A 20682-nucleotide genomic window follows, 5' to 3' on the forward strand; every position below is an offset into this window, starting at 1 on the left:
AAATAAAGGCGTTGTTTTTAAGAAAAATACATGCAGTGACCTTTAAGGGGTTCCTGCTAAAACTGGTGATGTTTATTCTGGCTTTTACCCTGAATAAGCTCACCCTTTAACTAGCAACTTGAATTAAATAGTGCAAAATGATCGTGGATATAAACGAATACAAAAAAGAATAAACTGGTAGTGAAAACATCAAGAAGCCTTTCAGCAATACCTACATTGAGATTAGCGATCGATTCAGCATATTGAAACAAATTTTTTCCCCTGCGCTTTGAATAATAATACTCCAACCCGATGAAAAATAAAAACATTGGAATTGCTAATCTGAGCAAATTTAGTTTCATACCTTAAGTTTGGTAGTCTACTAATTTTATAGACTAACAAACATAGGCTTTTAAAAGATGAGTACCAAACTTTGCCGGCCAAAAAGACCGTTAATGTTGTTCAACGGATTGAGCCACTCCTCCGAAGAAATTTTGGAGATCAGTGAACATGCCTTTGAATACAGGAACCACTGACGCAAAACCATCAATCACTTTTGGTCCCAACGGGTGAATATAGGGGTAACTTACAGAATTGGCGGTAGTGGCTGGTTGTAACAGGTTGATCGGCCCGGCATAAAAAAGGACTACGCTAAAAACAAGAACGTAAATAGCAATGTATAATAATATTCCTCCGAGCCTGTTCACCCAGCCCAGCATAGAAATTTCAACTGTTTTTTGAATAAGGTTTGCACCAAGCCGGATCAATAATACGACCAATATAAAAACTACCGCAAAAGAAATGACAGGCAGCCATGCATCAGAAACTTTTAGGGCTGTACCAATATAACCGGCTGCCACAGTAGAAAGTTTCATGGCTGCGGCCAGTCCAATAACGACAGCAATAAAAGAAAAAACGCCTACTATCAAACCCCTTTGATAGCCTTTTATTATTGCCAATGCTAAAACAACAATTAAAAGGATGTCAATAAACATGCTGTGGGTTTACCTGCATAACGTGAAGGCGGATAGATTTAGTTCTTCCAGATCTATAAAAAAATATTAAACTTAATATGGGCTCTTATTTAGTCAAAAGCTCTTTTACCAGGGCTGAAATAGTTTTCCCATCAGCCTTTCCGGCAAATTGCTTGCTTGCTATTCCCATCACTTTGCCAAGGTCAGCCGGTGAACTGGCGCCGGTTTCAGCAATGATCTTACTTAAGGCCTCTTTTAATTCCTCCGCCGAAAGTTGCTTTGGCAAAAATTTTTCAATTATCTCTATTTCTTCTTTTTCCTTTTGAGCCAGTTCCGGACGGTTTTGTTTTTCAAAAATCTCCAGCGAATCTTTACGTTGCTTCACCAATTTCTGCAAGAGCTTTATTTCATCTTCTTCCTTCAATTCACCGCCGGCGCCTTCAGAAGTTTTAGCAAGAAGTATAGCGGCTTTGATTGCACGAAGGCTCCGCAATGCAGCTTCGTCTTTTGCAAGCATTGCTGCTTTCAGTTCAGCCATAATTTTTTGTTCGAGAGCCATATAAAAAAGTTTATAGTTTATTGTTTGCGGTTTATAATTGATATAACCTGTAGTTACAATTTATACTTCATACCGCTGATTTCCGACATCCGGCTTCTGATCTCTTCTAGGCTTTATTTTCTTTCATTTGCTTTTCACGGAATTTCTGGTAAAAATCCTGCGCAAACTTTTTCATTTCGCCTACCATTTCTTTGTGATTGGTCGCTCTGCCGTAAGTATCCGCCATTGTCATCATGGTCTGGTAAAAAAAATCGGCCATTTCATCCACCATCATATCTTTTGTCCAAAGATCGATTCGTAGCGCTGTTTTTTCCGCTCCATCCCAAAAAGACAGCATCATGGCTTTTGCTTTCTGCTCATTATCAACAGTTGTATCAGAAGCATTCCAGGTAATAGCATCGGGAATCCGGTTCTCGTCAGTGTGCACATTAATATTAATACTAGACAAATTCATAAGTGTTTCTAAAATTAAAGGGGGCAAAGGTAATTAAATCATTCCATGGCTTTCAGAATGCCTTGCCAAAAAAGCGTCACGGCTCTTTGCTGGTCATTGACAGCAGCAATCCTTTTACCTTTTTCAATAAGCTGGTTGCGCAATGCTTCATCTTTATATAATAGCATCATCTTTTCAGCAAGTTCCTGGTGACTGGTAATATCCGCATATAAGGCTGCATCCCCGGCTATCTCCTCAAATGCAGAGCCGGGAAAGGTTATCACCGGTACGCCGCTGCTCATCGCCTGGAGTAAAGGAATATACTGATCCTCGCAAGGTGAGGGAAAAACCATTCCATAAGCAGCTCCCAGCAAAAAAGCCAATTGCGTTTCGCCTTCCAATACCACTGTTATTATATCATCACGGTATTTATAACTCCGCAGGCTTTCCATAAATTTCTTATCCATACCGCTTGACGCCAATACAAATTTCCAATCGGCTTTTTGACGCTTTTTAAATACTGAAAATGCCTTTAAAAGATTGGTTAGGTTTTTAAGCGGGGAAACATTGTCAGCATAAATAAGGTAGTTTTTTCCACCGGTATATTGAGCTCTTATCTCTGCTTCTTCGTTTTCGTTAAGGCAGCGAAAGAGATCGCCGGCGACACCATTTATGACATGTAGTTTCTCTTCTTCAACCGGGTAATTGGATAAAATAGCGGCTTTGGAAAAATTTGAAAAGGTGATAATGCTTTCTGCTTTTTCAACAGCTCTTCGCATATACCTTTTTAAAAAAAACAGGTGCATTTTCTTTAGAGGAGAGGAGGGCTGCAAAAAGGAAAGATTTGGCAGCATTATGCATTGTGGAATCCGGGTGTTGAAAGAGCAGTATCCTGCGGATGAAACAAAAATATCAGCTTTATATTTTTTCAAAAGCAAAGGAACTTTGATATCATACCAGTATTTGTGCTGAATACGATTATTAATTTTAGGACCCGCTACAATCGTTCTCACTTTTTCATCGAAGAAAAATTCGGGTGCATGCGGTCGATCGGAAATGAGAATAAAATAATCGTCACATTGTTGCTTTATAAGACAGCGTAATAATTGATATACAAAAAGCGCATATCCATTTGCAGGTTTCCGCGATAAAAGATTTGTATCAATGATTATTTTCATGGCCGCTGCAAAGTTAACCGGTTCGGTATCGGTATTTTACAGGTAAAAAATACTGGCACCAATCGTATTGCTTCTTTGTAAAAAAGGCTGATCACCTGATTTTTTTATCGTTTTAGCTCGAAGCTATTTCCTGTTTCAGGCTTCGACTATTTGCAAGTCATTTTACAGATAAGATTCGCTTATTACTGCACATCAAAACGGGCATTTATACAATTGTACGTTGTTAAACCCAGGTTTACCTTTACATTATAGAGAGAATCCAATAGGCAGGACACAAATCATGGCCTATGAACCGTTTATACAAAAAACTTTTTTTTAAATTACTGTTTTTATTGATCGCCTTTTTTGTTTCACATAAAGGCCACGCTCAGTGCCCGGACGGGTATGGAGCTCCCACCACAAGTGTAGCTTTTGACACCAGCTTCGCTATTCCGGCGGGAAACACATCGATGCCGATTTATCTGCCCAAGTTTGACCCTGCCGATGGCATGGTCAATTGTATGCGGCTTTGCCTTACTATTACTGGTATCGTCGACAGCTTGTCTTTTGAAAACAACCAGGTGGCGCCTCATACTTATACGGCAAGTTATTCCAGAACGGATATGCTAACCGGCCCCGGCCTAAGTACACCTATATTTAACAGTGATGGTAAAAATTATTCATTTTCCCTTTTGGGACAGGACGGAGTACCAGGTTCGGGTCCAGACTTTGGCAAGGTGGTCAATGACACTGTGCTAAATGCCAAATCCAACTGTGTTACCATCACGAATTCAGGAGATCTGACCCAGTTTTACGGCCACGATAGCCTCTTATATAATTATACTATCAATGCCGGGGTGACTATTTCAAGTGGAGGAAATGCCTCAATTGGAATTGCGACTTCCGGACAAGTGAACATTCGTTTTGAATATTGCTATTGCCCGGCCATGGTGCTTCCCTTAAACATTCGCACCTTTAATGTTTATAAATTAACCAATCAAAAAGTGGATTTGAAGTGGGAAGCAGACGATGATCAAGCCAGTTATTACTATGAAGTAGAAGTAAGTAGAAATGGTACAAATTTCTCAAGTATTGGCACTGTCAATAAAAACATTGAGACAATCAGTCCATATAAAATGACATTTACTGCGAACAATGGTGAGACCGGAACGTTTTACTTCAGGATAAAGCAGGTCTACATTAATGGGTATATTCGCTATAGTAATATTCGGCAGGTAGTGCTGGAAAGTTCCGCAAAAACAAAATTTTCTATTTATCCCAACCCCTCAAGGGGTATTGTTGGTATCAAATTTGATAATAAAACGAAAGGAATTTTTAAAGTTCTTGTTTATACTACGTTGGGGCAAATGGCGGTGTCAAGGGATTTAGCTGTTGATTTTGGATCGCCTTATTTGGAGCTGGCAAGATTAGAGCCGGGTGTATATTGGGTTAGGCTTACCGATAAAAAAAGCCTTGAAACCAGCGTAACTCAATTTTTAATTAAATGACCTCTTAGGTGGAAGAGGATGGTGGCTTGTAAAAGGGGCCTTGGTTCGGGGCCCCTTTCTTTTTTTAGCACCCCAAACCCTTAAAGGGGCTTACCGACAATACCGGACTTTCGAATACAAACAACTCATTGTAATCGGTTGAGTCTTGACGGTTGGCGCAATCTGATCTCTTATCCCGGACTTCCGATTTCTTTCTCTACATTTGTTACTCTACTTACAACCATTTATGGAATATAATACGACGAGAAATAACATGGCTATGCGTGAATATGGCAGGCATGTGCAAAAAATGATCGAGCACCTGTTGAGCATTGAAGACCCGGAAAGACGCCAGCGAAATGCACAGGCGGTGATCGAACTCATGGGATTTCTCAACCCTCACCTCAAAAACGTTGAAGATTTTCGTCATAAACTGTGGGATCACTTATTTTTTATTTCGGATTTTAAACTGGACGTAAAATCACCTTACCCTATTCCTACAAGGGAATCACTGAGCGAAAAGCCTCATCCTCTCCCTTACCCTAAGCGATATCCGAGACATTCTCACCTGGGTAAAAACCTGGAAATAGTTATCAAGAAAGCATTGAAAGAAGAAGATCCTGAAAAACGGTCAGGATTCGCCAATGCTATCGCTTATTATATGAAGCTGGCTTATAACAATTGGCATAAAGAAACGGCGCATGACGACGCCATCCAAAGCGAATTGACAGGCATCACTAATGGACAGTTGACCTTTACCAACACACCGTATGTAAAGGCATTCCGCCCACAGGATAACCGGGGAGACAGAGATCGTGGGGGCTACGGTAAACCGAGAGGTAAATTTCAACAACGCAATGGTGGCGGTGGTGGTGGCGGACAATTTCGCAATGACAGGAACGACCGTGGCGACCGTGGCGGCGGCGGGGGTAAGTTTAAGAAAAAACGTTACTAATCATTTATAAAAAATCATCTGAAAAGGTTGACAGGTTTGCTTGTCAACTTTTTCTTTTTTAAGAATAGCAGGCGTAGTTGCAACAGATCTTTGTTACCAATCCTGTCAAATATTTACCTTGCAGCCGTCCTTATTAACTAATAATCTGATCAACTTTTAATCATATCATGCATTCATTCGAAGTACAAGGTGGAAAAAAACTATCCGGCGATATTATTCCCCAGGGCGCAAAGAACGAAGCACTACAAATTATCAGTGCTGTTTTACTTACGCCAGAAAAAGTCACTATCAAAAACATCCCCGATATTCTTGATGTAAACCTATTGATTGAGTTATTAGGTGAAATGAATGTGAAAGTGGAAAGACCACAACGTGACACCTGCATTTTCCAGGCTGATAATGTAAACATTGACTACCTCCACAGTGAAGCATATAAAAAGAAAAGCGGCAGACTTAGGGGGTCGGTAATGTTGGCGGGCCCCATGCTGTCACGCTACAGAAAAGCTTTTATCCCTAAGCCCGGTGGTGACAAAATCGGAAGAAGAAGGCTGGATACACATATTATTGGTTTCGAAAAGCTGGGAGCGACATTCAACTATCACCCGGAAGATGGATTCTTCCATTTGGAAGCACCTGATCTAAAAGGAATGAATATGCTGATGGACGAGCCTTCCGTGACGGGTACGGCCAACATAGTAATGGCTGCTGTAATGGCAAAGGGAACTACTACCATTTATAACGCAGCCTGTGAACCGTATTTACAACAGCTGTGTAAAATGCTCAACCGGATGGGAGCAAAGATCAGCGGAATAGGCAGCAACTTATTGACAATTGAAGGGGTCGATTATCTCGGCGGCACTGAGCATCGCATGTTGCCGGACATGATAGAAGTAGGTTCGTTCATAGGTTTGGCAGCGATGACACAGAGCGATATCACTATTAAAAATGCTGGAATAGAACATCTTGGAATAATACCTGAAAAATTTCAGCAATTAGGTATTAAAATGAATTTTAAAGGCGATGATATTCATATCCCGTCACAGGAGATATATGAAGTGCACCGCTACCTGGATGGAGGTGTATTAACCGTATACGATCATCCCTGGCCCGGCTTTACACCTGATCTTTTAAGTATCGTATTAGTAACAGCCATACAGGCAAAAGGCAGTGTATTGATCCATCAAAAAATGTTTGAAAGCCGTTTATTTTTCGTGGATAAACTGATTGATATGGGGGCCCAGATAATATTATGCGATCCGCATCGTGCCGTTGTTATTGGATTGGAAAGAGAACAACAACTGCGCGGCATCACCATGAGCAGCCCCGATATACGGGCCGGTGTTTCGCTTTTGATTGCAGCCCTTAGCGCCGAAGGAAAAAGCACTATCCAGAATATTGAACAAATCGACAGGGGTTATCAATATATTGATGAACGATTGAAAAAATTAGGAGCCGATATTAAAAGAATTTGAGAAACCTCACCCCAACCCCTCTCCGAGGGAGAGGGGTACGAACCCTCAACCAAATAAGTAAAGTATTGGATACATTTTATTAGACAAACCTGGCAAAAAAATAAAAGAGAAGAAGCTCCATTCCGTTTCATTTCTTTTCTTTGCGCATGAGCTCCTTTCAAAATAAGATCATCATCATCACGGCCCCGTCCGGCGCCGGCAAAACGTCGATCACAAGACATTTGCTGAAAGTATTTCCTCAATTAGCCTTTTCTATTTCGGCCGCCACCCGGGAAGCCCGCAGTTATGAAACCAACGGCGTTGATTATTATTTTATCCCCCTGCAGGAGTTCAAACAAAAAATACAGCACAATGAATTTGTAGAATGGGAGATGGTATATGAAGGAAAATACTATGGTACCCTTAAAAGTGAGCTGGAACGACTCTGGAATAACAATCGTTGCCCTTTATTGGATATTGATGTAAAAGGAGCTATTCATGTGCAACAACAATACCCTGACACTTCACTCACAATTTTTATAGAACCTCCCTCTGTGGATGAACTCAAAAAAAGATTGGAAGGAAGGGGAACCGAAACCGCCGAGTCTTTACAGGCCAGGGTAAATAAGGCTTCGTACGAAATATCTTTCAAAGAACATTTTAATAAATCCATCGTAAATGATGATCTGGAAAAAGCCTGCGCCAAAGCAGAAGAGATCGTGAAAGAGTTTTTGGGGCTATAAGCAAGATTTGCCACCTACTGGCCACCAAAGGCAGCCGTTTATTATCTTTACCCTATGGTGGAATGGAAAACAATAACCTGGTTTGTAATGACCCTGCTGCTGATGGGTTTTTTTGCAGGTATTGAAATGGCTTATTATAGCGCCAACCGGTTAACTATTGAATTAAAGCGCAAACAAGGTGGCACTTCTGCTCACTTATTAAGTAAGTTTATTGATGAGCCGGCCAACTTTATTGGGGCAACCTTAATCGGCTTCAATATTTTTCTTGTTTTTTTCAGTTTGCAGATCAGTACAGTGATGCAACCCGTGTGGAGATATTTTGTAGTAGGGGCAGATATCGTTCACATTTTAATTGAAATTGCTATTGCAACGTTCCTGGTTTTGATTTTTGCCGAATTTATACCCCGTGCCATTTTCAGGGCCCGTAGCAACATTTTGCTCTCCAACCTATCATTGGTTACCGATTTTTTCTTTCAAATGTTTTCACCCATTGCAAAAGGCTTTATCAATTTATCAGAATGGATGCTGAAATATGTTTTTAATGTACGGGTTGATAAACATAAAGAGCCCCTGTCACATAGTGAATTAAAAAATCTTTTTGAACAAAATATTGATGAAGACCGGCAGGACCGAAACGCACAGTTACTGGAAAATGCACAGGAGTTTCCAAAAGTAAAAATTCGCCAATGCCTTGTACCCAGAAAAGAGATTGTGGGAGTAACACTTTCTACCCCGATCGAAGAGGTCAAGAAAAAGTTTGTGGAGACGAAATTGAGTAAACTGGTCGTATATGAAGATGATATAGATCATTTGTCTGGCTACATACACCAGCTTGACCTTTTTAAATTACCCGACAATATTAAGTCGATCCTTTTGCCCATTCCGGCCGTTCCTGAAAGTATGAGTGCAGCCGACCTTATTGGAAAATTTAGCCGGGAAAGAAAAAGTATTGCCTGGGTGGTGGATGAGTTTGGCGGAACAGCGGGTATCATTACTATGGAAGATGTGCTGGAGGAACTGTTTGGTGAAATCCAGGACGAATATGACCGGGAAAAGTTCGTAGAGAAACAGATAGCTGAAAATGAATTTATTTTTTCCGGGAGGTTGGAGCTGGACTACCTGGAGGAAAAATACAATTTTGAATTCCCCGAAAATGAATCGGAAACATTATCGGGTTATATTATAAATTATCATGAAACCATTCCCCAACAAAAAGAACGCATTATCATTGATGATTATGAATTCGATGTTATCAGCGTAAGTGATACCCGGATTGAAATGGTGAAGATGAAGAAACTGAAATGAAGTACGAGGTAAGAGGTCGGAGGTACGATAGTGCCCTGTTGTAGCTATTTTACTCCTTCTTTGCCCATTGCCTATTGCTTATTGCCAATTGCAAACTATAAACTGTCGACCACCAACTGCATACTGCTCCCTATCTTTGCCCCACTTTTTTAAAATACACTATGGCCTTACTGGATTTTTTTAACCGCAGAAAGAAGAATGCCACGGATGAAATGTCATTTATTGACCATTTGGAGGAACTGCGCTGGCATTTGATTCGTTCAGTGGTGGCTATCCTGGTTTGTGCCATTGTTGTTTTTATTTATTCTGAATTTATTGTCGACACCATTCTTTTCGGACCAACAAAACCCGATTTTGTATCTGCGAGATGGATGTGCCGGCTAGGAAATAATATTGGCATAGGTGATGCGCTTTGTTTTCCACCGGTGAAAACTGAGTTTTTGGAAACAACGATGACGGGCCAGTTTATCGCTTCTTTTACAGTAGCCTTTATCGGTGGTTTTATCATAGCTTTCCCTTATGTATTTTTTGAATTTTGGCGTTTTGTCCGGCCTGCCCTTTCGGATAAGGAAAGAAAAAATACAAGAGGCGTCATCTTTTGGGTATCATTACTCTTCTTTACAGGTGTAGCATTTGGCTATTTTATACTGACACCATTTATGGTTAACTTTTATTTTAACTATAAGCTGAGTTCGCAGATAAAGATAATGCCCAGCTTTTCAGATTATCTTGAAAATCTCATCTATACCACTGTAGGTATTGGCGTATTATTTCAAATGCCGCTGTTAATAATGGTGTTGGCCAAGGTAGGCTTTGTTACTGCCAGATTTTTAAGAAAATATCGCCGTCACGCATTTATCATCATAATAATTGCTGCCGCTATTATCACACCATCGACGGATCCATTCAGTCTTACCATAGTTACATTGCCTCTCTATTTATTGTTTGAAGCAAGCATCATCGTTGCTTCCCGCGTCAATAAAAAACAAGATCAACAGCTGGAAGAGTGGAGTTAACTGAGGTATAAAATCGGAGGCCGGAGGTTAAAGGTCGGATATGCCATAAAACACTGCCTACCACCAGCTTCATCTGTCAGGTTCTGAAATGAATACAGTAGCTTTGTGTTTATTGAAGCCTCGTACTTCTTATTTCTGACTTCTAATTTTTTTGTTATGACATCTCCTTTTGACCTTCGCAAACCAATTGCAATTGGCAGTGATCATGCCGGATATGATTACAAAGAAGACCTGATTTCGTTCCTGGAAGGCAAAGGACTTTCATATAAAGACTTTGGTACTTATTCAAAAGATTCTGTTGATTACCCCGATTTTGCGCACCCGGTCGCATCAGCCGTTGAAAATGGCGAGGCCGCTTTTGGTATCCTGTTATGCGGAACTGCCAATGGAGTGGCTATCACCGCCAATAAACATCAAAATATCAGGGCCGCATTGTGCTGGGGCGATGAAATTGCAAGCCTTGTAAGACAACATAATAATGCCAACATTATTTGTATACCGGCCCGTTTTGTACGGGAAGGGGACGCAGAAAAAATGGTCAGTACATTTATCACTACAGCTTTCGAAGGTGGTCGCCACGCAAGCCGGGTGGAGAAAATAGCCTGCGCAGTAAATAGTTAACCACTCATCATATCGTTGGTAACCTCAGACTTTTTATACTTAAGTTTGAGGTTATTTTTTTATTTAAACAATCATCAATGAGAAAATTTCTGCTGCCGGCGCTATTGCTCAGCTGCTTTATTGCAACAGCGCAAAAAAAGAATACACCTGCATATTTTGCTGCCACCATTTCTGCGGAGGATATGAAGAAACACCTGTACATTATAGCTGGTCCTGAAATGGAAGGCCGTGATACTCCATCACCCGGCCTTGAAAAAGCAGCTAATTACATTGAATCTCATTTTAAGTCTCTTGGGTTGCTGCCAGGTAACAAAGACAGCTACCGGCAATTATATCCCCTTTATAAAGACTCAGTAACCAGTACCACTTTAAAAGTGAACGGTGAGGCTTTTGAGCTAAACAACGATTTTCAACCGAATACTATGATCAACCATACTGCTGAAATGCCTTTTTCAGAAGTGGCATTTGCAGGATATGGAATCGTAGATGGCGATATTGACAGTTATAAGGACCTGGATGTAAAAGGAAAACTGGTGATGATATTGGATGGTTCTCCCGCAGGTTACAAACCTTCTGTGTCTGGTTTTAATTCACCGGCCAATGTCTTTTCAAAAATTGGAAAAGCACAGGAAAAAGGGGCATCAGCGGTGTTGATTGTCTATGGGAATTATCCCCGCAAAACCTTCAACGGTTTATCCTCATATAGCCTGCACGGCTATAAGGAAGGCTTTTTACCACTGACATTCACCATATCTGAAGGCATTGCAGAAAAGATCCTGGGCAGTGAAGGCAAAGGCATCCTTGAAAAAATGAAGACCACTCCGCTGGCTTCAAAAATAGTCAAAGCCAATGTAGATCTAGGGTATTTCAAAACCACGTCCACTGTGTATGCATCGAATGTATTGGGACTGATAGAAGGGACCGATAAAAAAGATGAGTATGTTTTGATCACATCGCACTATGACCACGTAGGTAAAAGAAGTGACGGTACTATTTATTATGGTGCTGATGACGACGGGAGCGGAACAACCGGCATTCTTGAGTTGGCTGAAGCTTTTGCAAAAGCCAAAGCGGCCGGTAAAGGCCCAAGAAGAAGTGTTTTATTTATGACAGTAAGTGGTGAAGAAAAAGGATTATGGGGCAGTGAGTATTATGCTAACCATCCTGTTTATCCTTTAGAAAAAACAACTGTTGACCTGAATATTGATATGATCGGTCGTATTGGCGAAGATTATTTAAAAGATAAGGATTCGGTAAACTATGTGTATATCATTGGTGATGATAAACTAAGCACTGACCTAACCCCGATCACCGAGGCGGTGAACAGCAAATATTCTAAAATGAAACTCGACAGAAAATACAATGACCCCAATGATAAAAATCGCTTTTATTATCGCAGCGATCATTACAATTTCGCTGAAAAAGGGGTACCGGTTATTTTCTATTTTAACGGGGTTCATGCTGACTATCACCGGCCTACTGACACACCCGACAAGATCAATTACAAGCTGATGGCAAAGAGAGGACAGTTGGTATTTTATACAGCCTGGGAAATGGCTAACAGAAACGAAATGTTGAAGAGGGATCTTAAGCTCGAAAAGCCAAAAGGGTTCTGATTTTCATCGAAATTTGATAAGAAGGGTGGTCAAAAGGCCACCTTTTTTTATACCGATTAAACCCGCTACCCAACAGCCGGTCTATTTATTGTACCACCACTGAACCACTTAAAAAACATAAACATGAAAACAAGCCCACTTTTTAAACCTTTATTAATCGCTTGTACTTTGATACTGGCCATTTTGATGACTCAATCAGTTTCTGCTCAACGTCGCGACAGAATTGAAGACCGCCTTGACAAGCGGGAAGATGTACGGGATAGGAGAGAAAACAGGAGAGACCGGAAAGAAGACAGGCGTGATCGTCGTGAGGACGTTCGTGATCAAAGAGAAGATGTTCGTGATGCCCGCCACGATGGTGGTATAAGAGATAAAGTAGAAGATATTCGTGACAGCCGTGAAGACGTAAGAGATAGCCGTGAGGATGTAAGAGACAGAAGAGAGGATGTTCGTGACAGAAAAGAAAACAGGAGAGATCGTCGTGAGGACCGCAGAGACAGAAGACACTGATCCCGGTTTTGATCCATACCTCCCATACGATAAAACCCCGATCTCTATTTCGGGGTTTTATTATTATTACTGAATAGCGAACAGAACCCTGAATGAAGCGTCGCAACAAAAGCTCATAGTTATTCTACAGCCTGCAACAAAAACAATCTAATAACTAAAGACTCTTCGGAACACCCCTTTAGGGGATGGGGTTTCACCAACCCAACACCCATGCAAAAATGAGCGGCGCAACAATCGTCGCATCACTTTCTACAATGAACTTGGGGGTTTTGATGTCAAGCTTACCCCAGGTAATTTTCTCGTTTGGTACTGCTCCGGAATAAGAGCCAAAGGAAGTGGTAGAATCACTGATCTGGCAGAAATAACTCCAGAATGGAACATCATGCCACTCCAGATCCTGGTACATCATTGGCACCACGCAAATAGGAAAGTCACCGGCAATGCCACCACCTACCTGGAAAAAACCAACGCCTTTTCCGGAAGAATTGTTTCTATACCAATCCGCCAGGTACACCATGTATTCGATTCCATTTTTTACGGTACTGGCTTTCAGCTCGCCTTTGATGACATAACTGGCGAAAATATTTCCTGTAGTACTATCTTCCCAACCCGGAACCACGATCGGAATATTTTTTTCCGCGGCCGCTACTATCCAGCTATCCTTAGGATCTATTTCGTAATACTGTTTTAACTCGCCACTTAAAATGGTCTTATATAAAAATTCATGAGGAAAATACCGTTCGCCTGTTGCTTCAGCCTCCTTCCATTGTTTCACTAAATGCTTTTGCAATCGGCGAAAAGCTTCTTCTTCCGGAATACAGGTATCCGTAACACGGTTGTAATGATTTTCTAATAATTCCCACTCCTGCTCTGGTGTCAGATCCCGGTAATTCGGAATGCGCTTGTATTTAGAATGTGCAACCAGGTTCATCACATCTTCTTCAAGATTAGCACCTGTACAACTGATGATATCCACTTTTCCCTGGCGTATCATTTCTGCCAGCGAAATACCCAGTTCACCCGTACTCATGGCGCCGGCCAGGGTGATCATCATTTTGCCACCTTCATTCAAGTGTGTTTCATAGCCTTTAGCGGCATCCATCAGTGCAGCTGCATTGAAGTGGCGATAATGATGCTGGATAAATTGCGAAACAGGACCTTTATTCATTTTACAATTATTTTGTAAAACCGCCTTCGGATCATAATAGCATGAGACAATGCGGCATAACCTGCCTTTAGATTTTGGCAGAAACAGAGCCGCAAAAATACAGTTTTGAGCAAACAAAAATGCCCCCTAGCTGCGGGGCATTTTTAAATTGTTGTTACGATTTATCTTTTTATTCTTGTTCTTTCGATCATGCTGCCAAGAGCATCGAATTTAACATTGTACAATTTATGCTTGTATTCTATTTCCATAGAATAACGAATACCTTCTTCATTGTAGATTTCGGACACCTGCAGTACTAGAGGGTCATTGAATATCCGGTTTGCAGACCGTATAACAGACAGTGGCAATTCTTTAAAGAAAATACCGCGAATGCTGCCTACAAATTTTGCATTGGCATCAAAAAAAGCAATGGTTCTGTGATCACCCCAGATAAAAGCCACTTGTGAATAGCCATCCTGTTCGCTTGTCCATTTTACATGGGTGGCGCCTGTAAACATTTTGTTGAAGGCCAGGACGGTTTTAGGTTCCTCTTTAGTTGGGCTGGCAAATGAAGCCATGCTGATTACTATCAGCGACAATGATAGTGTTAAAAGACTCTTTTTCATAAAAAATTAAAGGTTTAAGCCTGCCTCTCGGCAGACAGGGTTAATGATATACGATTATAGAAATTACTTTTTTGAATTTTCAGGGAGGCACGGAATAGAACGATCAACTTGATTATGTTTAAAAAGAAATCCCCGCTTCCCGAAGAAAGCCGGGGATTGTTTTACCACACACCAAAACTAACTGCCTATGAGAAAGAGATACAAGATCAGATCTTTGTTGCTTTTTTGAAAACATTCCACTTACCACTGCAACTTGATTTCAATACAACTTTAGAGTCGGCTTTGTCAAGTGTAATGTAATAGCTGGTTCCTTCATTGTTGGATATTTCAAAGAGGTCAGATATCCAATAACTATTGTAATTCTTTTTAAGACTGGTTTGTAAATTGATGGGAAGTTCGAGTGAGCTGATATTTCTGCTCGTAGCTATTAACTCGCCATCCAGTTGATAAAAAGCCGATACAAACTGATCGTTAAAAACGAAAGAAGCTTTGTAATAATTGCTGGTCGTTGTCCACTGCACATCTTTTGCGCCTGCGAATTCTTTGTTAAAGGAACTTAACACAGTTGAATTTACGTTTTCGTCGCTGGCAAAAGCAGTAAAGCTGCTTATCGCTACGGCCAGCATGATGATGATCTTTTTCATGATTTCTGATTATTTTAATGATTAAGGTTTACTTTAAAAATTCTCCCGATAATTATCGGGATGGTTAGTATGACGGTGTAAAAGTAGATTAGGTTACACCCCTTGACAAGCGAATTAGGATTAATGGAAATGGCTGTTAAACACTGTTAACACAGGTTTCATTTTATTAACCGTACATCCCTATTTTTCTGCCCTTCGTAAGCCGGTGTTCCGCAATTGATACAGTTTTTTATTTTCTTAAACCAAAAATTATTTAGATATTTGTCTAAATACCTAATGAACGAATTGTACAAATGAACACAATTTTTAAAGCCCTCAATGATCCTACCCGCAGGGAAATATTGCAATTATTGCAGGAAAGGGATATGACCGCCGGGGAAATTGTGGAGCGTTTCAAGATATCCGGTCCCAGCATTTCACACCACCTCGATTTGCTAAAGCAGGCAAAGCTGGTAATTGCAGAAAAAGATGGGCAATATGTTTATTATTCATTAAATACAACAGTGGTGGATGAACTCATGAAATGGCTAATGCAGTTCAAAACAAAGAAGCGATAATACGAACTAAAAAAAATTACCAATGACTAAATACTTTAAACTTCTTATCTGGCCGGTTGCTATAGCCCCTCTTATTTATCTCGCCGTTATCTGGCAACAATTGCCGGAGCAGGTTCCCCTGCATTTCGATTGGAAAGGTAATCCCGACAGGTATGGTAATAAAACAGAATTGCTGATCATGATCCTGGTGTTGGCAGCTATGTCTGCAGGCCTGTTCTTTTTGCTGTCAAATATTTATAAGATAGATCCCAAAAAATATGCAGCTGACAATAAAGACAGGCTGAAAAGTATTGGGTTTTGTGTAGGGTTTTTTTTATCCGCATTGTCATGCTTTATTCTATATACTACTGTCAAAGGAAGTTTTGAACTTGGTATCCATTACATATTTGCAGCAGTGGGAATACTTTTCTCTTTTCTGGGTAACTACATGCACACTATAAAACCAAATTATTTTGCCGGCATACGTGTGCCATGGACTTTGAACAACGAAGAAAATTGGCGGAAGACTCATTTACTGGCAGGCAAACTTTGGTTCGCAGGGGGTTTAGCATTGGCGGCACTATGTCTTATTCTACCAGACACAATAGCTATGATCTTATTTTTTATTGCCACCATGATCCTCGTTATCGTACCGGTTATTTATTCGTATCGTTTATACAAAAAGCAAAATGAACTATCCGGGAATAATTGAGCAGGTAATATTTTGTGTCACCAATCAAGCCAGATAAAATAAAAAAGCAGACCAAACGTTGGACTATCCGGTAAAGCCAGTTGACGTATCTTGTTAGCTGAACCTGTTTTATGAATTACCTGGCGCATGCTTATCTCTCCTTTAATGACCCGGAAGTGCTGGTAGGTAATATGATCAGTGACTTTGTGAAAGGGAAAAAAAAGTTCGACTATCCCTTTCGCATCCAGGCGGGCATCATGCTTCATCGCCTCATCGACAGCTTTACGGATGATCACCCCGCTACGAAGGAGGCCAAGGAATTTTTCCGGCCTGATTATCGACTGTATAGCGGCGCATTTATCGATGTAGTTTATGATCACTTTCTTGCTACCGATGAAACGGAGTTTACCGAAACATCTCTTTTCAATTTTTCTCAAACAGTTTACAGTATTTTAGAAAACTACCAGGACTGGTTGCCGGAACGTTTTGCCAGTATGTTTCCATACATGAGAGGCCAGAACTGGCTTTTTAATTACCGTACCCGCTGGGGAACCGAGAAAAGTTTTGGCGGATTGGTGCGTCGTTCTTTGCACCTCCAGGAAAGTGAAACGGCTGCTTATTTGTTTGAAAAACACTACCAACCCTTGCAGTCTTGTTTTCGTCATTTCTGGAAAGATGCTAAACCTTTCATTCACCGGCAGTATGAATCACTAAATGGCTGACTAAAATCAACAAAAGACGGTTGCCCAATATTTGAATCGCTTATTTTTGCAAATACATTTTTTGTCACAGGGGACTATATTTTTGAGCAGCAAACACACGATTTGCGGGATTATATCGTCTCAATTTGTAGATAAACGAATGAGTGTACTACACCCAGCCAGGCGGGCAGGTGATCAAAAACCATAAAAATTATATGAAATGAGCCATAAAAATTTTCGAGTAATTTATACCAACTGCGATAAAAATTTTTATGGCGAATTACATGTGACCCAAAAGCAATAATAATTAACACATGAAAAAGAACTTAGTTTTTTGCATCGGATTATTTTTTACTATGATTGCCTTTGGCCAATCCGAGCTTCCTGCCATAGATAAATCACCACTGGATATTTGTTATTACCCGGTGAAGTATCCAAGTTTAAAAACACAGGATAAAATAACCGAGTCGCCTACGGCAAGGGTTATTTATAGTCGTCCCAAAAAAGAGGGCCGTTCCATATTTGGTGGCCTGGTTGAATATGGAAAGCTGTGGCGGCTTGGAGCCAACGAAGCTACCGAGATCGAGTTTTATAAACCTGTTGTTATTAACAATAAGAAAATTCCAAAAGGTCGTTATACACTCTATGCCATTGTCGAAGAAAAAACCTGGACGTTTATTATCAACAAAGAGACGGATGTTTGGGGTTCTTTCAAATATAACCAGGCAAAGGATGTAATACGGATTACCGCCCCTGTGCAAACATTGGCCGAGCCGGTTGAATCACTGGCTATGACCTTTGAAAAAAATAATTCCACTATGAACCTGGTTGTTGCGTGGGAAAATGTAAAATGTTCATTGCCCATGTCTTTATAAGTTAAGCTATATGAAAGTGATCAAACAAAGTGCGCCTGTATTCCTTCTTTTAAGTTTTATTATTGCTTGCAACCAGGAAGAAAAAAAAGAGCCGGCAGAAGAAACAATAAAACCCAGGGATTCTGTAATCAATACTGTTCCTGAAAACAACACGGTTAACACTTATGCCAGTGTCGATATCTCTCCCATGGACATGAGTTATTTTCCGGTAGATTATCCAAAAATTAAAATGGCTAATGGTGGCAAAATTCCCCCACCGGTAGCAAGAGTTATTTATAGCCGGCCACATTTGCAAAGGCGGGCATTGTTCAATGGCATTTTAAAATATGATGAACTCTGGCGGCTTGGGGCCAATGAGGCCACAGAAATTGATTTTTACCGAAACGTTACCATCCAGGGAAAAAAAATAAAAGCCGGGCGGTATATTTTGTATGGCATTCCTCACGTAGATAAATGGACGATCGTATTAAATAGCAATATTGATACCTGGGGCCTTAAACAGGATACCACCAAGGATGTAGCCCGTTTTGAAATTCCGGTAAGTACAAATGGATCTTCGCTTGAATACTTCACGATGGTTTTTGAAAAAGCAGATAAAGGTGCTAACCTGATCATCGCCTGGGCCGATGTCCTCGCTAAGCTTCCTATCGAATTCTGATTGAATCCAAGGTGATGTTTACTTCGTATTACCCGGTATCTAACCACCGCTCACAATTATTTTCGATATTTACAATATGTGTGGCATTGCCGGTATTATTAGCCCCCCATTCCTGCCTGCCGGCAGGCAGGCCCTAAAGGGGAGTGAAGAAGGTCATCTTCATTTGAAGCAAAAACTTCAGTCCATGACGAATGCCCTTCAGCACAGGGGGCCGGATGGAGAACGAATATGGGCCAACAGCAATGGGTCCGCCGGCCTGGGGCATCGACGTCTATCCATCATTGATCTTAGCGAACAAGCATCACAACCGATGCACTACGATCCGGCTGACCGTTATACAATCGTTCACAACGGCGAGATCTATAACTATCTTGAATTAAGAAAGGAATTAGAGCAGCATGGATTTACATTTCAGACGCAGTCAGATACCGAGGTGATATTGGCAGCCTATGCCCATTGGGAAGATGAGTGTGTTGAACATTTTGATGGCATGTTTGCCTTTGCCATTTGGGATGAAGAAGAAAAAGAACTTTTTGCTGCCCGTGACCGGTTTGGTGAAAAACCTTTTTTCTATCACTTTGCAAACAACGAATTCTGCTTTTCATCTGAAATGAAGGCATTGTGGGCCGCTGGTGTGCAACGATCAGTAAACCTGAAAATGTTGTTCAACTTCATTACCATCGGTTATGTAGACAACCCGGAGCGACCCGAAGAGACGTTTTATGAAAAAATCTTTAAACTTCCTCCTGCCTCAAGGCTCTATTATAGCCAGGCATCCGGCGAACTAAGCATTGAAAAATATTGGGATATTGATACTGAAGTTGAAAACAGCTCTATCACCGATATGCAGGCGATAGAACAATTCACTTACCTGTTTACAAAGGCTATAAAAAAACGATTAAGAAGTGACGTAACCGTTGGCTGCTCATTGAGCGGAGGTCTTGACAGCTCTTCAATAGTTGCCGCAATTTCTCAACTCAACACGCAAGCCGGTCCGCTCAATTCATTTACAGCAATATTTCCGGGGTTTGAAAAAGATGAGCAAGTATTCGCCGGCGAGGTGGCCAACCGGTTTCAATTGCAACAGCATCAATTGGAAATTACGGCTGACGACCTCATTCTGAATTGGGATAGTTTTATGCATCACCAGGAGGAACCCGTATCATCCGCCAGTGCCTTTATTCAATACAAAGTTTTTGAGCTGGCAAAAAAACAAAATATAAAAGTGCTTCTCGATGGCCAGGGTGCTGATGAGGTCCTGGCAGGCTATCATAAGTATTACAAATGGTATTGGCAGGAACTTTTTCAGCGGCGACGGCTGATTAGAAGTAAAGAAATTCCTTCTGCCAGGAAAATCGGTGTTGCTGAAGAATTTGGCTTTAAAAATATAATGGCTTCGCTGCTTCCTGACCTTGCCGCTGTCATACTGGAAAGACAATATCTTTTTAACGCACTTAATCATGAACACCTGCATAAAGATTTTATTCAACTCCAAAGTAAGGAAGCTTATTATACAACGCCTGACCTTGGAACACTGAACGGTGTCTTATATTTCAACACCTGCATCCATGGGCTGCAGGAGCTGTTGCGCTATGCCGACAGAAATTCCATGGCACATGGCCGGGAAATACGGCTACCCTTCTTAAGCCACGAATTGGTAACCTTTATTTTCAGTCTGCCACCGAATTTTAAAATCCGGGATGGATGGACAAAATGGTTATTGCGCCAGGCGATGCAGCAAAAATTACCGCATGATATTGTTTGGCGAAAAGATAAGGTTGGATTTGAACCACCTCAAAAGAAATGGATGCAACATAAAAAACTACAGGATATGATATTTGACAGCAGAAAGCTATTGGTCAAAGAAAAAATACTGTCAGCAACTGCCCTGGCCAGGCCAGTACGGCCATCTGCTGCCTATGAAGTCAATACGGACGACTGGCGCTATTTAACAGCAGGTTGGCTTATGCAATGAAAAATGCCCTGCTAAAAGCAGGA

Annotated in this window: 23 protein-coding genes and 1 pseudogene; 16 read left to right on the forward strand and 8 right to left on the reverse strand. The window is 40.9% G+C overall.

Features of this window, described 5'->3' with window-relative positions; genetic code table 11:
• Positions 1-110 (forward strand): annotated as a pseudogene (locus P2W73_RS24705) (IS982 family transposase); the annotation flags it as partial.
• Here the strand turns inward: P2W73_RS24705 and P2W73_RS24710 are convergent.
• The 5 genes from P2W73_RS24710 to P2W73_RS24730 all read right to left on the reverse strand — a co-directional run bounded on the left by P2W73_RS24710 (position 111) and on the right by P2W73_RS24730 (position 3123).
• On the reverse strand, positions 111-341 hold the full coding sequence (locus P2W73_RS24710) for a hypothetical protein (RefSeq protein WP_276504782.1): 231 nt from the start codon (positions 339-341) through the stop codon (positions 111-113).
• A gap of 90 nt (positions 342-431) precedes the next feature.
• A complete protein-coding gene (locus P2W73_RS24715; protein WP_276504783.1) occupies positions 432-974 on the reverse strand; it encodes a CvpA family protein in 543 nt (180 codons plus the stop codon).
• Positions 975-1059: 85 nt separating this feature from the next.
• Positions 1060-1512, reverse strand: coding sequence for a GatB/YqeY domain-containing protein (locus P2W73_RS24720; protein ID WP_276504784.1), 453 nt, complete (start codon positions 1510-1512; stop codon positions 1060-1062).
• Positions 1513-1618: 106 nt separating this feature from the next.
• Positions 1619-1966 carry a gliding motility protein GldC gene (gldC, locus tag P2W73_RS24725; RefSeq protein WP_276504785.1) on the reverse strand — a complete coding sequence of 116 codons (348 nt, stop codon included), beginning with the start codon at positions 1964-1966 and terminating at the stop codon, positions 1619-1621.
• A 38-nt stretch (positions 1967-2004) separates the two neighbouring features.
• On the reverse strand, positions 2005-3123 hold the full coding sequence (locus P2W73_RS24730; RefSeq protein ID WP_276504786.1) for a glycosyltransferase family 4 protein: 1119 nt from the start codon (positions 3121-3123) through the stop codon (positions 2005-2007).
• Positions 3124-3410: 287 nt separating this feature from the next.
• Here P2W73_RS24730 and P2W73_RS24735 point away from each other — a divergent pair, with 287 nt between their 5' ends.
• The 9 genes from P2W73_RS24735 (at position 3411) to P2W73_RS24775 (ending at position 12806) form a co-directional block, all read left to right on the forward strand.
• The gene (locus P2W73_RS24735; protein WP_276504787.1) at positions 3411-4610 is read left to right on the forward strand and encodes a choice-of-anchor E domain-containing protein; all 1200 of its coding nucleotides are present in this window, start codon (positions 3411-3413) and stop codon (positions 4608-4610) included.
• A 226-nt stretch (positions 4611-4836) separates the two neighbouring features.
• Complete coding sequence (locus P2W73_RS24740) at positions 4837-5544, forward strand: DUF4290 domain-containing protein (protein ID WP_276504788.1); 708 nt, start codon at positions 4837-4839, stop codon at positions 5542-5544.
• 167 nt (positions 5545-5711) lie between these two features.
• The gene (murA, locus tag P2W73_RS24745; protein ID WP_276504789.1) at positions 5712-7016 is read left to right on the forward strand and encodes a UDP-N-acetylglucosamine 1-carboxyvinyltransferase; all 1305 of its coding nucleotides are present in this window, start codon (positions 5712-5714) and stop codon (positions 7014-7016) included.
• Between the two features lie 146 nt (positions 7017-7162).
• The gene (gmk, locus tag P2W73_RS24750; protein ID WP_276504790.1) at positions 7163-7738 is read left to right on the forward strand and encodes a guanylate kinase; all 576 of its coding nucleotides are present in this window, start codon (positions 7163-7165) and stop codon (positions 7736-7738) included.
• 54 nt (positions 7739-7792) lie between these two features.
• Positions 7793-9043: a hemolysin family protein gene (locus P2W73_RS24755; protein WP_276504791.1), complete on the forward strand. Its 1251-nt coding sequence runs from the start codon at positions 7793-7795 to the stop codon at positions 9041-9043.
• Between the two features lie 161 nt (positions 9044-9204).
• Entirely contained in the window at positions 9205-10059 is an 855-nt protein-coding gene (tatC, locus tag P2W73_RS24760; RefSeq protein ID WP_276504792.1) for a twin-arginine translocase subunit TatC, read from the forward strand.
• Between the two features lie 156 nt (positions 10060-10215).
• The gene (rpiB, locus tag P2W73_RS24765; RefSeq protein ID WP_276504793.1) at positions 10216-10680 is read left to right on the forward strand and encodes a ribose 5-phosphate isomerase B; all 465 of its coding nucleotides are present in this window, start codon (positions 10216-10218) and stop codon (positions 10678-10680) included.
• Positions 10681-10757: 77 nt separating this feature from the next.
• Positions 10758-12296: a M28 family peptidase gene (locus P2W73_RS24770; RefSeq protein WP_276504794.1), complete on the forward strand. Its 1539-nt coding sequence runs from the start codon at positions 10758-10760 to the stop codon at positions 12294-12296.
• A 123-nt stretch (positions 12297-12419) separates the two neighbouring features.
• On the forward strand, positions 12420-12806 hold the full coding sequence (locus P2W73_RS24775; protein ID WP_276504795.1) for a hypothetical protein: 387 nt from the start codon (positions 12420-12422) through the stop codon (positions 12804-12806).
• Between the two features lie 193 nt (positions 12807-12999).
• Here the strand turns inward: P2W73_RS24775 and P2W73_RS24780 are convergent, their stop codons facing one another.
• The 3 genes from P2W73_RS24780 to P2W73_RS24790 form a co-directional block, all read right to left on the reverse strand.
• On the reverse strand, positions 13000-13974 hold the full coding sequence (locus P2W73_RS24780) for a deoxyhypusine synthase family protein (RefSeq protein ID WP_276504796.1): 975 nt from the start codon (positions 13972-13974) through the stop codon (positions 13000-13002).
• 161 nt (positions 13975-14135) lie between these two features.
• On the reverse strand, positions 14136-14579 hold the full coding sequence (locus tag P2W73_RS24785) for a hypothetical protein (RefSeq protein WP_276504797.1): 444 nt from the start codon (positions 14577-14579) through the stop codon (positions 14136-14138).
• 206 nt (positions 14580-14785) lie between these two features.
• On the reverse strand, positions 14786-15223 hold the full coding sequence (locus P2W73_RS24790; protein ID WP_276504798.1) for a hypothetical protein: 438 nt from the start codon (positions 15221-15223) through the stop codon (positions 14786-14788).
• Between the two features lie 293 nt (positions 15224-15516).
• On the opposite strand from P2W73_RS24790, the gene P2W73_RS24795 reads away from it, so the two are divergent.
• The 6 genes from P2W73_RS24795 to asnB all read left to right on the forward strand — a co-directional run bounded on the left by P2W73_RS24795 (position 15517) and on the right by asnB (position 20659).
• Positions 15517-15780, forward strand: coding sequence for an autorepressor SdpR family transcription factor (locus tag P2W73_RS24795; protein WP_276504799.1), 264 nt, complete (start codon positions 15517-15519; stop codon positions 15778-15780).
• 22 nt (positions 15781-15802) lie between these two features.
• Positions 15803-16471, forward strand: a complete 669-nt coding sequence (locus P2W73_RS24800) for an SdpI family protein (protein WP_276504800.1) — start codon at positions 15803-15805, stop codon at positions 16469-16471.
• Positions 16472-16581: 110 nt separating this feature from the next.
• Positions 16582-17172, forward strand: a complete 591-nt coding sequence (locus P2W73_RS24805; RefSeq protein ID WP_276504801.1) for an acyl carrier protein phosphodiesterase — start codon at positions 16582-16584, stop codon at positions 17170-17172.
• A gap of 293 nt (positions 17173-17465) precedes the next feature.
• Positions 17466-18026: a DUF2911 domain-containing protein gene (locus tag P2W73_RS24810; protein WP_276504802.1), complete on the forward strand. Its 561-nt coding sequence runs from the start codon at positions 17466-17468 to the stop codon at positions 18024-18026.
• 10 nt (positions 18027-18036) lie between these two features.
• Positions 18037-18684 carry a DUF2911 domain-containing protein gene (locus P2W73_RS24815; protein WP_276504803.1) on the forward strand — a complete coding sequence of 216 codons (648 nt, stop codon included), beginning with the start codon at positions 18037-18039 and terminating at the stop codon, positions 18682-18684.
• 76 nt (positions 18685-18760) lie between these two features.
• Entirely contained in the window at positions 18761-20659 is a 1899-nt protein-coding gene (gene asnB, locus P2W73_RS24820; RefSeq protein ID WP_439145500.1) for an asparagine synthase (glutamine-hydrolyzing), read from the forward strand.
• Positions 20660-20682 lie beyond the last annotated feature (23 nt).

Source organism: Terrimonas pollutisoli (assembly GCF_029360765.1).
Taxonomy (GTDB): domain Bacteria; phylum Bacteroidota; class Bacteroidia; order Chitinophagales; family Chitinophagaceae; genus Terrimonas_B; species Terrimonas_B pollutisoli.

What these genes read in the sequence shown, in the direction of transcription:
- P2W73_RS24735 (WP_276504787.1), top strand. Translation starts at nt 3,411, where the DNA reads ATGAACCGTTTATACAAAAAACTTTTTTTTAAATTACTGTTTTTATTG.
- gldC (WP_276504785.1), bottom strand. Translation starts at nt 1,966, where the DNA reads ATGAATTTGTCTAGTATTAATATTAATGTGCACACTGACGAGAACCGG.
- P2W73_RS24810 (WP_276504802.1), top strand. Translation starts at nt 17,466, where the DNA reads ATGAAAAAGAACTTAGTTTTTTGCATCGGATTATTTTTTACTATGATT.
- P2W73_RS24715 (WP_276504783.1), bottom strand. Translation starts at nt 974, where the DNA reads ATGTTTATTGACATCCTTTTAATTGTTGTTTTAGCATTGGCAATAATA.
- P2W73_RS24815 (WP_276504803.1), top strand. Translation starts at nt 18,037, where the DNA reads ATGAAAGTGATCAAACAAAGTGCGCCTGTATTCCTTCTTTTAAGTTTT.
- murA (WP_276504789.1), top strand. Translation starts at nt 5,712, where the DNA reads ATGCATTCATTCGAAGTACAAGGTGGAAAAAAACTATCCGGCGATATT.
- P2W73_RS24775 (WP_276504795.1), top strand. Translation starts at nt 12,420, where the DNA reads ATGAAAACAAGCCCACTTTTTAAACCTTTATTAATCGCTTGTACTTTG.
- gmk (WP_276504790.1), top strand. Translation starts at nt 7,163, where the DNA reads ATGAGCTCCTTTCAAAATAAGATCATCATCATCACGGCCCCGTCCGGC.
- P2W73_RS24800 (WP_276504800.1), top strand. Translation starts at nt 15,803, where the DNA reads ATGACTAAATACTTTAAACTTCTTATCTGGCCGGTTGCTATAGCCCCT.
- P2W73_RS24790 (WP_276504798.1), bottom strand. Translation starts at nt 15,223, where the DNA reads ATGAAAAAGATCATCATCATGCTGGCCGTAGCGATAAGCAGCTTTACT.
- asnB (WP_439145500.1), top strand. Translation starts at nt 18,761, where the DNA reads ATGTGTGGCATTGCCGGTATTATTAGCCCCCCATTCCTGCCTGCCGGC.
- P2W73_RS24755 (WP_276504791.1), top strand. Translation starts at nt 7,793, where the DNA reads ATGGTGGAATGGAAAACAATAACCTGGTTTGTAATGACCCTGCTGCTG.
- P2W73_RS24795 (WP_276504799.1), top strand. Translation starts at nt 15,517, where the DNA reads ATGAACACAATTTTTAAAGCCCTCAATGATCCTACCCGCAGGGAAATA.
- P2W73_RS24720 (WP_276504784.1), bottom strand. Translation starts at nt 1,512, where the DNA reads ATGGCTCTCGAACAAAAAATTATGGCTGAACTGAAAGCAGCAATGCTT.
- tatC (WP_276504792.1), top strand. Translation starts at nt 9,205, where the DNA reads ATGGCCTTACTGGATTTTTTTAACCGCAGAAAGAAGAATGCCACGGAT.
- P2W73_RS24785 (WP_276504797.1), bottom strand. Translation starts at nt 14,579, where the DNA reads ATGAAAAAGAGTCTTTTAACACTATCATTGTCGCTGATAGTAATCAGC.
- P2W73_RS24780 (WP_276504796.1), bottom strand. Translation starts at nt 13,974, where the DNA reads ATGAATAAAGGTCCTGTTTCGCAATTTATCCAGCATCATTATCGCCAC.
- P2W73_RS24730 (WP_276504786.1), bottom strand. Translation starts at nt 3,123, where the DNA reads ATGAAAATAATCATTGATACAAATCTTTTATCGCGGAAACCTGCAAAT.
- rpiB (WP_276504793.1), top strand. Translation starts at nt 10,216, where the DNA reads ATGACATCTCCTTTTGACCTTCGCAAACCAATTGCAATTGGCAGTGAT.
- P2W73_RS24805 (WP_276504801.1), top strand. Translation starts at nt 16,582, where the DNA reads ATGAATTACCTGGCGCATGCTTATCTCTCCTTTAATGACCCGGAAGTG.
- P2W73_RS24770 (WP_276504794.1), top strand. Translation starts at nt 10,758, where the DNA reads ATGAGAAAATTTCTGCTGCCGGCGCTATTGCTCAGCTGCTTTATTGCA.
- P2W73_RS24710 (WP_276504782.1), bottom strand. Translation starts at nt 341, where the DNA reads ATGAAACTAAATTTGCTCAGATTAGCAATTCCAATGTTTTTATTTTTC.
- P2W73_RS24740 (WP_276504788.1), top strand. Translation starts at nt 4,837, where the DNA reads ATGGAATATAATACGACGAGAAATAACATGGCTATGCGTGAATATGGC.